At 75.6% G+C, this 12,521-nt stretch carries 13 protein-coding genes; 4 read left to right on the top strand and 9 right to left on the bottom strand.

Going from position 1 to position 12,521, the window contains the following annotated elements; genetic code table 11:
- Positions 1-74 precede the first annotated feature (74 nt).
- Positions 75-530 carry a hypothetical protein gene (locus ACFY23_RS13900; protein ID WP_350679336.1) on the bottom strand — a complete coding sequence of 152 codons (456 nt, stop codon included), beginning with the start codon at positions 528-530 and terminating at the stop codon, positions 75-77.
- A gap of 101 nt (positions 531-631) precedes the next feature.
- Between ACFY23_RS13900 and ACFY23_RS13895 the strand changes: the two genes are divergently transcribed.
- Positions 632-976 carry a hypothetical protein gene (locus ACFY23_RS13895; protein WP_350679338.1) on the top strand — a complete coding sequence of 115 codons (345 nt, stop codon included), beginning with the start codon at positions 632-634 and terminating at the stop codon, positions 974-976.
- Here ACFY23_RS13895 and ACFY23_RS13890 read toward each other — a convergent pair.
- The 7 genes from ACFY23_RS13890 to ACFY23_RS13860 form a co-directional block, all read right to left on the bottom strand.
- On the bottom strand, positions 953-2,461 hold the full coding sequence (locus ACFY23_RS13890) for a serine/threonine-protein kinase (protein WP_350679340.1): 1,509 nt from the start codon (positions 2,459-2,461) through the stop codon (positions 953-955). The genes ACFY23_RS13895 and ACFY23_RS13890 overlap by 24 nt on opposite strands.
- Before the next feature lie 30 nt (positions 2,462-2,491).
- Positions 2,492-2,962, bottom strand: coding sequence for a hypothetical protein (locus tag ACFY23_RS13885; RefSeq protein WP_350679342.1), 471 nt, complete (start codon positions 2,960-2,962; stop codon positions 2,492-2,494).
- Positions 2,963-3,100: 138 nt separating this feature from the next.
- On the bottom strand, positions 3,101-6,688 hold the full coding sequence (locus ACFY23_RS13880; RefSeq protein ID WP_350679344.1) for an adenylate/guanylate cyclase domain-containing protein: 3,588 nt from the start codon (positions 6,686-6,688) through the stop codon (positions 3,101-3,103).
- Positions 6,685-7,512, bottom strand: coding sequence for an MBL fold metallo-hydrolase (locus tag ACFY23_RS13875; RefSeq protein WP_350679346.1), 828 nt, complete (start codon positions 7,510-7,512; stop codon positions 6,685-6,687). Before ACFY23_RS13875 ends, ACFY23_RS13880 begins: the two co-directional genes overlap by 4 nt.
- Before the next feature lie 120 nt (positions 7,513-7,632).
- Positions 7,633-8,094: a RidA family protein gene (locus ACFY23_RS13870; protein WP_350679348.1), complete on the bottom strand. Its 462-nt coding sequence runs from the start codon at positions 8,092-8,094 to the stop codon at positions 7,633-7,635.
- 5 nt (positions 8,095-8,099) lie between these two features.
- Positions 8,100-8,255, bottom strand: a complete 156-nt coding sequence (locus ACFY23_RS13865; RefSeq protein ID WP_013736319.1) for a DUF4177 domain-containing protein — start codon at positions 8,253-8,255, stop codon at positions 8,100-8,102.
- Positions 8,256-8,301: 46 nt separating this feature from the next.
- On the bottom strand, positions 8,302-8,790 hold the full coding sequence (locus ACFY23_RS13860; RefSeq protein WP_350679389.1) for a hypothetical protein: 489 nt from the start codon (positions 8,788-8,790) through the stop codon (positions 8,302-8,304).
- 311 nt (positions 8,791-9,101) lie between these two features.
- On the opposite strand from ACFY23_RS13860, the gene ACFY23_RS13855 reads away from it, so the two are divergent.
- Genes ACFY23_RS13855 through ACFY23_RS13845 form a run of 3 tightly spaced genes read left to right on the top strand, consistent with a single transcriptional unit; the run spans position 9,102 to position 11,959 of the window.
- Positions 9,102-9,749 (top strand): hypothetical protein, encoded by a 648-nt coding sequence (locus ACFY23_RS13855; protein ID WP_350679351.1) that lies wholly within the window; start codon positions 9,102-9,104, stop codon positions 9,747-9,749.
- A gap of 26 nt (positions 9,750-9,775) precedes the next feature.
- Positions 9,776-10,753 carry an ArsA-related P-loop ATPase gene (locus ACFY23_RS13850; RefSeq protein ID WP_350679353.1) on the top strand — a complete coding sequence of 326 codons (978 nt, stop codon included), beginning with the start codon at positions 9,776-9,778 and terminating at the stop codon, positions 10,751-10,753.
- Between the two features lie 54 nt (positions 10,754-10,807).
- Entirely contained in the window at positions 10,808-11,959 is a 1,152-nt protein-coding gene (locus tag ACFY23_RS13845) for an ArsA-related P-loop ATPase (RefSeq protein ID WP_350679355.1), read from the top strand.
- Positions 11,960-11,965: 6 nt separating this feature from the next.
- On the opposite strand, the gene ACFY23_RS13840 is transcribed toward ACFY23_RS13845, so the two are convergent.
- Positions 11,966-12,286, bottom strand: coding sequence for a WhiB family transcriptional regulator (locus ACFY23_RS13840; RefSeq protein ID WP_319460489.1), 321 nt, complete (start codon positions 12,284-12,286; stop codon positions 11,966-11,968).
- Positions 12,287-12,521 lie beyond the last annotated feature (235 nt).

Genomic DNA, 12,521 nt, shown 5'->3' with positions numbered 1-12,521 from the left:
CAACGCCCGGCGCTGTTGAAGCCTTGACGCGGCCCCGGTCGCGGCGGCGGACCCCGCCCGCTCCGCCGGCCCGGCTACCCGAGGCCGGCCATCCAGGCAGGTGCCGACGCGTCCACGCCGTCCGGCGCGTAGTCGTCCACCACCCGCCAGCCGTCGGCTCCACGGCGGAGCAGCAGGAAGCCGACGACCTCGCTGGCCGGGGCGCCCACTCCGTAGACCTCGCCGCCGTCCACAGTGGCCATTTTGATCGCGCAGACCGCGTCCGGGTCGGGTTTCGCCCGCTCGCACGGCCCGACGTAGCGGGCCCCCGAGGCGTCCGCGAGATGGCGGGCCACCGCCTGGTCGACGCTGGCGAATCCGCCCCCACCCGGGGACGACGCGCCGACCGCGGACGGCGACGCCACGGGCGCGGACGTGGTCACGGCGGGCGGCGCGGGCGTGGTCGCCGCCTCCGTCGGGCCGTCCGACCCGCAGGCGGCCAGCGCGCCCGACACCAGCACCGCGGCGACGAGCCGGGTAAACCGGGACACCGGCGCTCCTCTCCTCACACGAAACGATCTCCACAGGAGATCATCGCACCGGCGGCGGCGCCCCCGGTTGACAGCGGCCCCGGGGTGGACATGCTGGACGGGTGAGGTTTCCCAGGCCCGACGCGCGGACGAAGGCGGCCGTCGCGGCGCTGGCGGCGGTCTCGCTGCTGGCGACGCTGGTCGTGCGCGGTCGTCAGGATCTCTTCGGCGTGGTCCTGGCGCTGCTCTGCGTCCTGATGGTGATGATCGCGGCGGTGTCGGCGGCGGCGACCCGGCAGGGGGGCGGGCGGCAACGGGCGGTCCCGCCGACCGTCCCTGGGCAGCCGTCGGGCGGCCTGTACGGCATCGACGCGGACACGCTGGAGACGTTGGACGGCCGGGATGCGGTCCGCGCGATGCGCGAGCGCCACCGGGGGCGCGGCTCAGCGACCGGTGAGGGTGGGTGACGCGAGCGCGTCCAGCCCGCGCCCGGCCAGGCAGCGGTACGTCCGGTCGGCGCCGGCCCCGGTCGGGGGCAGCACCTCCAGGTTCCAGCCGTCGGCGTAGCTCATCCCGCTGGTGAGTCGGAAGGTGGTCTCGTTGCAGACCCGGCGCACCGCCGGGGCCTCGCTGACCCGGGCGTGGTCCGCGCCGACCAGGGTGTCGGGGAGCCTGCCCTCGGCGTAGCTCTCCCAGGTGTGGTCGCCGTCGCAGGGGACCCGGGCCGCACTGGCCCGCGCGCCGCGCACCTCCATCGGCCCGAAGCACTCCAGCTCGTCGGCGCAGCCCGCCCCGTCGGGCAACCCGGTGGCCGCGGCGCAGGCGGGCAGGACCCCGCTCGTCGCGGCCACGCCGGCCGTCGGGGACGGGGCCGGGGTGGACGCCGCCCCGGCGAGCCAGGCGCCGGCGCTGGCCGAGGCGGCCAGCGCGACCATGCCGGCGCCGCCGAGGAACCAGCGCCGCCGGCGCCGCCGGCCGGGGGTGGGCACCGTCGGGTGCATGTCCTCCACCGGCGGTCGGGGGGCGGGCCGGGCCGGGCGGCCGGCGGCGTACGGGCCGGAGGCGGCGGAACCGCCGCCGACCGGGTAACCGGGCGCCGGCGCGCCGCTGGCCGGCGGACCGGCCGGGTCGAGTGCCAGGCCGACCAGCAGGTCCCGCAGCTCGACGGCCGACGGGCGCTCCCCCGGGTCGTTGGACATGCCGACCCGGAGCACGTCGATCAGCTCGTCCGGCACGCCGGGCAGGCCGGGGACCGGCTGGTGGAACATCTCCAGCACCGTCACCAGGCTCGGATTGCGCTCGGACTGCCAGCGCGGCGGGCGGCCGTGCATGACCGCGTAGAGGGTCGCGCAGAGGGCGTAGACGTCGACGGCGGGAGACGGCGGCGCGTGGTTGAACATCTCCGGCGGCGCGTACGCCGGGGTGAGCACCTCCAGGGCGACCGAGGCGTCGCGCATCTCGGCCACCACGGCCAGCCCGAAGTCGGCCAGCACCGCCGAGTTGAAGTGCGAGTAGAGGATGTTCGCCGGCTTGACGTCGCGGTGCAGCACGCCGGCCGCGTGCGAGTGGGCGACCGCGTCGGCGATCTTGATGCCGAGGTCGCGGGCCTCGGCCGGCCCGAGCGGCGACGTCCGCATCCGCTCCGCGTACGAGCCGTCGCAGAGCTCCATGATCAGGTATGGGTGCTGGTCGACCGTGACCCCGACGTCGAAGAGGTCCACCACGTGCGGGTGGGACGACATCCGCCCGGCGGCCCGCGCCTCGCGCAGGAACCGGGCCTGGTCCCGCTCGCTGTCCAGGGTGCGATTCTCCACCTTGACCGCGACCTCGCGCCCCACCGAGATCTGGGTCGCCTTGTAGATCGTCGCGTAGCCTCCCCGGGCGAACACCTTCAAATCGGTCAGACCGGGCACGATGGGCAACGGCAGGGCGCCGGGCGGGGTCGCGGTCACAGTCAGAAAATACCCAACGGGACGGGCCGCTCAGTGCACCGCGTCGGGGGCCGGGGCGGCACCAGCGGAAAGAACGCTCCCGCCCCCGCCGGCCACCGGGCCCGCGCGCCGTGCGTCCCACCAGAGCCCGGCGGCGGTCGCCACCGCGCCGAGGCCCTCCCAGGCGGCCACCCCGAAGAACCGGCCGGGCGCGATGCCCGCCAGCACCCCGATGGTGAACACGGTGAACGTGACCAGCCGGAACACCACGGTGAAGCGGTAGAACGGGCGCCACTCGGTCGCGGTGGCAAGCAGGTAGTAGACCCCCATGTTGAACGAGGCCACCGAGGAGGCCAGGAGGAAGGCGCCGGTGTGGTCACCTGCCGCGCGGGTCGCCGGCACCTCGAAGCCGAGCAGGCGCAGCAGCGCCTCGGGCCAGAGCAGCCCGACCGCGCCCATGAGCAGGGCCAACACGCCGAAGACCGCGATCGTCCATCCCGCGGCCGAACGCGGCAACCTCATCCCGGCCCCTCCCAGACCCGGCGCGGTCGACATCGGACCGCCCCTCCGGCCTGACACGCTATCGACCACCCCCGACACGCCACATCACCGGAACCGCCAGACCTGCCCCGGCGCGTGCGCCGCCGACCCGGCCAGCGGTCAGCCGGTGGCGAGGCGGGCGCGGAGAGCGTCGGCGGCGGCGCGCTCGCTGCGCTGCTCGGTCCCGTACGCCAGGCGCACCGCCTCCTCGGCGGCGGCCAGCGCCTCCGCCGGTCGGCCGCACGCGGCCAGCGCCTCGGCGAGCACCATCGCGCCGACCACCTGGCTGCGCACGTCCTCGGCCGGGGCGGCGACCGCCCGCCGGGCCCAGTCCAGCGCCTGCTCGCGCTGGCCGTGGGCGAGCAGCGCGGCGGCGTACCGGGCCATCGTCTGGCGGCGGGAGAAGAGCAGCGAGGGCACGGTGGCGGCGACGGTGGCGACCGGGGCGAGCAGCCCGACCGCGGTGGCGGAGTCGCCCGCGGCCAGCCGGGCGGTGGCCAGCAGCACCCGGGGCGCCACCTGGGCGGGCGCCTGCGGGTTGTGCGGCTCGACGGCGGTCAGCACCGAGCGGGCGGCACGTTCGGCCGTGTCGTAGTCGCCCATGTCCAGCGCCACGAACCCCCGCAGCGTGCCGGCCATCCCGGTCAGCAGCGGGTGCGACGTGCGCTCGGCGTACCCCACCGCGTCGGTGAGCAGGTCGGCCGCGTGTTCCGGCTCGCCCAGCCCGCGCGCCACCACGCCCCGTACGACCAGCGCGAAGCCCTGCCCCCAGTCGTCGGAGGCGGCGGCGAACTCCCGGTACGCGCGGCGGGCCCCCCGGTCGGCCTCGCCCAGCTCGCCCAGCTCGGCGGTGGCGTACGCCTCCACCGCCCGCAGCGTGCCCACCGCCCACCCCTCGCCGACCCGCTCACCGAACGGCAGGAAGACCCGCGCCATCCGGCACGCCTCCCGCAGCCGACCCGCCAGCAGCCGGGCGAACGCGGTGGTGCCGCGCAGCCACGCCCGCCCGTACGGGTCCTTCAGCTCGGCGAAGAGCCGGGCGGCCCGGCCGAGCACCGCGTCCGTCCCGGCGAAGTCGCCCCGGGTGGTGGTGACCCAGGCCAGGTTCTGCAACGACCACGCCTGCCCCCGGCGGTCCTGCGCCTGGAGGCTCACCTGGTACGAGGCGGCGAGCCGGCTGCTCGCCTGCCCCAGCCGCCCGGCGACGAAGTCCGCCATGCCGAGGCGGCGCATCGCCGACGCGCGCAGGGTCGGCAGGCCGCCGTCCGTGGCCACCTGCAACGCCTCCTGCCAGCAGGCCGCCGCCCGCGCCCGGTCGCCCGTGGTCTGGTGGGCCTGCCCGGCGAGCAGCAGCGCGCTGGCCCGGACGGCCGACTCGTCGCCGGCGTTGGCCGCGATCTTCTCGGCGGAGGCGAGCGCGTCGGCGGGCCGTCCGATCTGGAGCAGCGCCCGGGCGTGCACCACCCGGTCGGCCGCCGGCACCCCGTCGCGGGCCAGCTCGGCGGCGCGTTCGGCGTACTCCACGGCGAGCGCGGGCTCGCCCGCCTGCAACGACCGGCGGGCGGCCCCGCCGAGCGCGGCGACGCCCAGCGGCACGACGGTCCGCGCCGGGGCGTCCGGCCGCAGCCGGACCACGTCGGCCAGCGCGGCGGCCCGCTCCACGTGCTGGGCCACGAAGACGTCCCGGGCCGCCTCGGTGAAGCCGCCCGGCGTGCCCGCCCCGGCCGGCGGGTCGGTCGCGGCCCAGCGGGCCAGTGCCGCGTGCCGCTCGGCCAGCTCGGCCTTGCTCACCCCGGCGTACGCGGCCTCCCGCATCAGCGGGGTGGCGAAGGCGTACCCGGTGCGGGTGCGGTGCAGCATCCGGCGTTGCAGCAACTCCTCGACGGCCCGCTCCAGCTCGACGGCAACCACCGCCGCCGGGCGGCCGTCCCGGCCGGCACGCTGCTCGCGCAGCGCCTCCAGTGCCCCGGCCGGCACGGTGTCGCCGACCACGGCCGCGTCCCGCAGCACCGAGCGGGCGTCGACGGGCAGCGCGTCGATACGCGCGGCGAGCACCGCCGCCAGGTCGCGGGAGAGCAGGCGGCTGCCGAGCGAGCCGGGCGCCAGCCGCCAGGCCCCCGGGCTCGGGGCGTTCCGGTCGGCGACGGCGGTCAGCGCGCCCCGCTCCATCAGCAGGGTGACCAACTCGGCCAGGTAGAACGGGTTGCCCTGGGCGGTGGCGAGCAGCCGGTCGGTGTCGGCCTGTGGCAGCTTGCCCCCGCCGAGATAGCTGGTGAGCAGCCGGGCCGCGTCGGCGCCGCGCAGCGGCGGCAGCGCGTGCACCTCGGCCTCCGACACCCGGGTCAGCGCCCCGGCGGTGCGCACCAGCTCCGGCCGGCCGAGCAGCAGCACCAGCACCGGGCCGGTGAGCCGGGACAGGGCGATCCCGAGTGCCCCGATGGTCTCCGCGGTCGCGTCGTGCAGGTCGTCGACGACGACCACCAGGGGCGCCTCCGCGGCGAGGGCGCTGAGCAGGTCCGCGACCGCGTTCGGCACGGCCTCGGCGTCGGCGGGCTGCTGGGCGGTGGCCCATTCGCCCTGGTCGGCCGGGCCGCTGCCGGGCAGTTCGGCGTAGCCGAGCAGGGCCAGCAACTGGTCGGTGGCGACCGGGGCCGGGTCGCCGGACCGGCTGAGCCGCTGGCCGACGCGGCGCAGCCGCTCCTCGACGGCCGGTCGGGTCAGCGCGGTGGCGGCGTCGTTGGGCAGGCCGACCGCCGCCCGGACCAGGTCGGCCAGGGGCGCGAGCCGGCGCCGCTCGCCGAACGCGGCGCAGCGCACCGACAGCACCCGGGCGCCGGTGTGCGCGGCGTACCGGCCGGCGCCCACGTCGTAGCCGGCGGCGAGGCGTTCCACCTCGGCGGCGAACCGGGACTTGCCGAGCCCGGCCTCGGCGGTCATCAGGAGCACCCGGGGCTCGCCGCGGTCGATCACCTCGGCCAGCCGGCCGGCGACCCGGCCGATCTCGGTCTCCCGGCCGACGAACGGGGCCTCGTCGCCGAGGCCGGACCGGGTGCCCGGCGCGTCCAGGAGGCCGAGCAGCTCGTACGCCTCGACCGGCTCGCGCTTGCCCTTGAGCCGCAGCGGCCGCAGCGCGCGCCAGGAGGCGACGTGCCGGGTGGCGGCGGAGGTGCGGGCCCCGGCGTAGACCGCGCCGACGGCGGCGGCGTCGGCCAGCCGGGCGGCGGTGTTCACGGTGTCGCCGATGACCGTGTACTCGATCGCGGCCTGGATGCCGGCGATCACGTCGCCGGTGTTCAGCCCGACCCGCAGGCCGAGCGGCGCGCCGCCGCCCCGCTCGTCGTCGAGCACCCGGCGGACCGCCCGCTGCATGGACAGCGCGGCGCGGACCGCCCGCTCGGCGTCGTCCTCGTGCGCCACCGGCGCGCCGAAGACCGCCATGATCCCGTCGCCGGTGAGCTTGTCGACATGCCCGCCGAACGTCTTGACCGCGCCGGCCAGGGCGGCGAGCACCCGGTCGGTGACCGCGCCGACCCGTTCCGGGTCGAGGTCCTCGGACCAGGAGGTGAAGTCCGACAGGTCGCCGAAGAGCACGGTGACCACGCGGCGCTCGGTCGCCGGCAGCGTCGCGGCGGCCGGCAGCGCGGCCCCGCAGTTGTGGCAGAACCGCGCGCCGGGAACGGCTACGGTTCCGCACACCGGGCAGGTCACGCTTGCTCCAACCCCGCGGTGCCCGCGCCGGATTCCCGCCCGAGGTGTTCCAGCTGGGCCCGCACCGACCACTCGGCCGCCCACCACAGCGACCGGTCGACGTCCGCGTAGACCTTCGCGACCACCTCGGCGGCGGTGGTGGCCCCCTCGGCGACCGCCGCCCGGACCTGGTCGAGCCGGGCCCGGCGGTGGGCGAGGTAGAACTCCGCGGCGGCGGCGCAGTCGGCCAGCGCCGGGCCGTGCCCCGGCAGCGCCGGGATCCCCCGGTACGTCGAGAGCAGCTCCAGGCTGGCCAGGTAGTCCCCGAGGTGCCCGTCGGGGTGGGCGACCACGGTGGTGCCCCGGCCCAGGATGGTGTCGCCGGTGAGCACGACCCGCTCGTCGCCGTGCGCGACGACGAAGCAGACCGAGTCGCCGGTGTGGCCGGGGGTCGGCAGGAGCCGGATGTCCAGGCCGGGGCCGCCGAGGCCCTCGCCGGGCGCGGCCAGCGGCTCCCCGCCGAGGGTGTGCGCCGGGTCGGCGGCGCGCACGGGCACCCCGCCGAGCAGGTCGTGCAGGCGGGGCGAGCCCTCGGTGTGGTCCGGGTGGCCGTGGGTGATCAGCACCAGCCCGATCGGCCCCCGCGCGGCGATCGCCGCCAGGTGCTCCTCGTCGGCCGGGCCAGGGTCGACCACGACGGCGTGCTCCTGGCCGGGGGCGCGCAGCAGCCAGGTGTTGGTGCCGTCGAGCGTCATCGGCCCCGGGTTCGGGGCACGCAGCAGCGTCACCCAACCCGGCAGCTGGTCGGCGAGCGCCGCCGCCGGCGCGGTGAAGTGCCCGGTCATGGCTGCGATCGTACGGCCCCCGCCGCCACTCCCCGCGATCTTGCAGTTTCCGCCCGGGATACGTCCCGCTTCACGGCTTTTGCCGAGGCGGTCGGTGCAAGATCGCGGGGTGGGCGCGGGTCAGGAGACCTCGACGATGACCTCGACCTCGACGGGGGCGTCGAGCGGAAGCTCGGCGACGCCGACGGCGCTGCGCGCGTGGCGGCCGGCCTCACCGAAGACCGCGCCGAACAGGTCGGAGGCGCCGTTGATCACGCCGGGCACGGCGGTGAAGCCGGGGGCGGCGGCGACGAAGCCGGTCACCTTGACGACCTTGACGACGTTCTCCAGGCCGACCAGCGAGTCGATCGCGGCCAGCGCGTTGAGCGCGCACCGCTCGGCCAGGTCCTTCGCCTGCTCGGCGGAGACGCCGGCACCGACCTTGCCGGTGGCGAGCAGCTTCCCCTCGGCCATCGGCAGTTGCCCGGAGACGTAGACGTGCTGCCCGGACTGCACGGCCGGCACGTAGCTGGCCACGGGCGGGACCACCTCGGGCAGCGCGTGCCCGAGCTCGGCGAGCTTCGCGTGGGGACCGTTGCCCATGCCGCTCACGCCTTCGGCCGCTTGAGGTACGCGACGAGCTGCTCCGGGTTCGGGCCGGGAACCACGGAGACGAGTTCCCACCCGTCCTCGCCCCAGTTGTCGAGGATCTGCTTGGTCGCGTGGACCAGCAGCGGGACCGTGGCGTATTCCCACTTCTGCATCGGTGGAGGGCTCCCTCGGATGGAGTACGACTCTTCGAGGCACAGCCTACGGTCCGGCGGCGGGTCGGGGCGCGGGACGCTGCTCCGGGGCGGTGGGCAGTTCCCCGCAGGCGCCACTGTGCTCGTACGGCTGCGGGCAGCGGGACCGGTCCGGCAGCAGCAGGTCGCAGAAGACCCGGTGGCGGTTGTTCTGGTCGTCGGCGGTGGACACGGTCGTCTCGCCCGCGTCCAGTTCCGGCAGGAAGCTCAGCGACGTGGCGACGGTGCCGGCCAGCGCGGTGGCCGACGCCAGGTCGGCGACCCGGATCGGCAGGTGGATGACGTACCCGGGCTCCTCCTCGTCCCGACCGCGCGCGCCGGGCCGGCCGGCCGTGCGCACCACCTCGACGGGATCGGCGAACCGCCGGTACGACCGCTCGTTGATCGGCAGGCCGCCGGCCACGCCCTCGGTCTCGCCGGAGGAGCCGGTCCCGGTTCGCCACGCCCGGTCACCCGCCGGGAACTGTGCTCGGGGGATGTTGTCCACGTCGCGCATGCCTTGCCTCCGGACGTCGTACCTGGTCACGTCATCGCCTTGCGGGCCCGGGCCCCGGTGCCCGGCCTTCCCCCGCGCCGGTGAGAACGTAGGACCGGAGGGAGAGTCCCGCCAACAGGACGCGCACGCCCGGTCACGCCGAGTCACATATGCGACACATCCCTGGTCAGCGACGCGCCCCCACCTGCCGCCCCGCGGAACGCCCGACCGACCGCTACCCTTCCGGTCGGACGGGCGCTCGCCGGCTCGCCGTCAGCTCGATCACGCTCGTCGCCGGGGCAGGCGGCGAGGTCGCACCCCCGGGGGAAGAGATGACCCAACCACCCAGCGGCGGCCCCACCGGATCTCCGGCCGGCCCGGCCGTTCCCGGCGCCGCCGTGCCGCCCGTGCCGGCAGCCGCCCCGGACCCGTCGATCCCGGCCGGGTACCAGCCGCCCGTGCCGGCAGCCGCCCCGGAAACGTCGATCCCGCCGTCCCCGGTCGGGTACCCGTCGTACCAGGCGCCCCCCGCACCGAAGAAGAAGCGCGGCGTGCTGATCGTCGCCATCGCCCTGGCCGTGATCATGCTGCTCTGCGCCGGTGGCGGCGTCGTCGCCTTCCTGACGCTGCGCGACGCCGAGAGCGGCGAGGGCGCCAAGGAACCGGCGGTCGCCGTGGACCAGTTCCTCACCGCCGTCTACAAGGACCGCGACGCGGGCCGGGCGACCGCCCTCGTCTGCTCCTCGTCCCGGGACGAGAAGAAGATCGCCGCCAAGGTCGCCGAGGTGGAGAAGTACGCCTCGGCCCACCAGAACCCCCGGTTCCGGTGGAGCAGCCCGAAGGTGGACAACCAGACCGGCGACCGCGCCACGGTCACCACCAAGGTCACCATGACCACCGCCGACGAGAAGGTCGCCGACCAGGACCTGCGGTTCACCGTGGTGAAGAAGACGGGTTGGTGGGTCTGCGAGGTCGCCTGAGCCCGGCCGCTGGATAGGCTCGACGGGTGCGAGCAGCAGAGCGGCCGGCCGACCCGGCCGGCACCCAGTGGCCGGCCCGCCTCCACGTCGTGACCGGCAAGGGCGGCACCGGCAAGACCAGCGTCGCGGCCGCCCTGGCCCTGACGCTGGCCGCCGGCGGCCGGCGCACGCTGCTGGTGGAGGTCGAGGGGCGGCAGGGCATCGCCCAACTCTTCGACGTCGACCCGCTGCCCTACGAGGAACGGCACCTGACCGACGCGCCGGGCGGCGGCGAGGTGCGGGCCCTCGCGGTGGACGCCGAGGAGGCCCTCCTCGAATACCTGGACATGTTCTACAAGCTCGGCGCGGCGGGCCGCGCCCTGCGCAAGCTCGGGGCGATCGACTTCGCCACCACCATCGCCCCGGGCCTGCGGGACGTCCTGCTGACCGGCAAGGTGAAGGAGGCGACCACCCGCACCGTCGACCAGCGGCGCGCGTACGACGCGGTGGTGCTGGACGCCCCGCCGACCGGGCGGATCGGCCGATTCCTGAACGTCACCGCCGAGACGGCCCGGCTGGCCAAGGTGGGCCCGATCAAGACCCAGAGCGAGGGGGTCGCGGCGCTGCTGCGTTCCCCGATCACCGCCGTGCACGTGGTGACCCTGCTGGAGGAGATGCCGGTCCAGGAGACGGTCGACGCGATCGCCGAGCTGACCTCGTTCGGCTTCCCGGTGGGCCGGGTGATCGTCAACGGCACCCGGCCGCCGCTGCCGGCGGGTCGCGCGGTGAGCCCGGCCGAGCTGGAGCGGGGGCTGCGCGCCGCCGGGCTCCCGGCGGACCGCGACACCGTCGCCGGGCTCACCCTGGAGGCGCGCGACCAGGCGATCCGCCGCGAACTGGAGGATTCGCTGCGGGCCGACCTGGTGGAGCTGGGGCTGCCGCTGACCGAGCTGCCGCTGCTGCCCGACGGGGTGGACCGCGCCGGGCTGGACCGGCTGGCCGAGGCTCTCCTCCGGGCGGATTGACTCACACCTGCCACCGGCACGGGCGCGGCGACCGACCCGGCCCGATACGCTCGATTGGTGCCTTCCGAAGACGCGGCGCCGCAGCTGGACGTCGACCAGATCCTCGCCGATCCCGGCGTGCGGATCGTGGTCTGCTGCGGGGCGGGCGGGGTGGGGAAGACGACCACGGCCGCGGCGCTCGCGCTGCGGGCCGCGGAGCAGCACGGCCGGCGGACGGTGGTGCTCACGATCGACCCGGCCCGCCGGCTGGCCCAGTCACTCGGGCTGACCGAGCTGGACAACACCCCCCGCCAGGTCAAGGGGATCGACGTCGAGGCCAGCGGCGGCGAGCTGCACGCCATGATGCTGGACATGAAGCGCACGTTCGACGACGTGGTGCTCCAGCACACCGACCAGGCGAAGGCGGCGGAGATCTTCGCCAATCCCTTCTACCAGGCGATGAGTTCGACCTTCGCCGGCACGCAGGAATACATGGCGATGGAGAAGCTGGGCCAGTTGCACGCCCGGGGCGAGTGGGACCTGATCGTGGTGGACACCCCGCCGTCCCGCTCGGCGCTGGACTTCCTGGACGCCCCGGCCCGGCTGTCCCGCTTCCTCGACGGGCGGATGCTGCGGCTGCTGCTCGCCCCGGCGCGCACCGGTGGGCGGAGCATGTTCAGCCTGGTCACCGCCTCGTTCGGGATGTTCTCCAAGGTCGTGCAGAAGGTGCTCGGCGCCCAGTTGCTGACCGACCTCTCCGGCTTCGTCGCCGCCCTCGACTCGATGTTCGGCGGGTTCCGGCAGCGCGCCGAGCAGACGTACCGCATCCTCCAGGCGCGGGAGACGGCGTTCCTGCTGGTCGCGGCGCCGGAGCCGGACGCGGTGCGGGAGGCCGCCTACTTCGCGGGCCGGCTGCGCGAGGAGCGGATGCCGCTGGCGGGCCTGGTGCTCAACCGGGTGCACCGGCCGGCCGTGCCCGGCCTCGGCGCGGCGGAGAGCCTGGCCGCCGCGGAGCGGCTGGCCGACCTGGGTGGACACGAGGGCACCGTCGACGTGCTGCGGGCGCACGCGGCCCTGGCCCAGCAGGCGGTACGCGAGCGGCAGGTGGCGGCCCGGTTCACGGAGGCGTTCCCGGCGGTGCCGGCGGTGTCGGTGACGGCACAGCCCGCCGACGTGCACGACGTCGACGGGCTGCGGACGATCGGCGCGGCGATCAGCCGGCCGTGACGGCGCTCAGCCGGCGGCGGTGACCAGGATCTTGTCCTTGCCGGCCTTGTCCTTGGCGTTCTTCTTCATCGCGGCCTCGAACATCTTGCGCCAGCTCGTCACCTGGGGGTGACGGCGCAGCAGCGCGCGGCGTTCGCGTTCGGTCATGCCACCCCACACGCCGAACTCGATCCGGTTGTCCAGCGCGTCGGCCAGGCACTCGTACCGGACTGGGCAGCTCCGGCAGATCCGCTTGGCCACGTTCTGTTCGGCGCCCTGTACGAACAACGCGTCCGGGTCCCCGTTCTGACACGCCGCCAGCGACGGCCAGTCAGTGATCATGCCCATGTGTACTCGTCCCCCCTTGCAGTACCTACCGACCCCGTCGCGGACCAGCCGGCATTCCCCCCGATCGCCCGGCGCGCCTTCCCCAAGGCGGCACGGACGACATGTGGCTCTGTCGCCGCCCCCATCATGCTCTGTAGTCGCCTGATTACGCAACGTTGTCGGCTAAATCCATCATTCCGGACACTCCCGGCTTCCCGGGCTTCGTGACCGCCGGTTACCCGGCCGGAGTCCGTGA

The organism is Micromonospora sp. NPDC000121 (assembly GCF_042899165.1).
Classification (GTDB): domain Bacteria; phylum Actinomycetota; class Actinomycetes; order Mycobacteriales; family Micromonosporaceae; genus Micromonospora.
The sequence above is the reverse complement of the archived record's forward strand: the minus strand, read 5'-3'. Positions and strand labels throughout refer to the sequence as shown.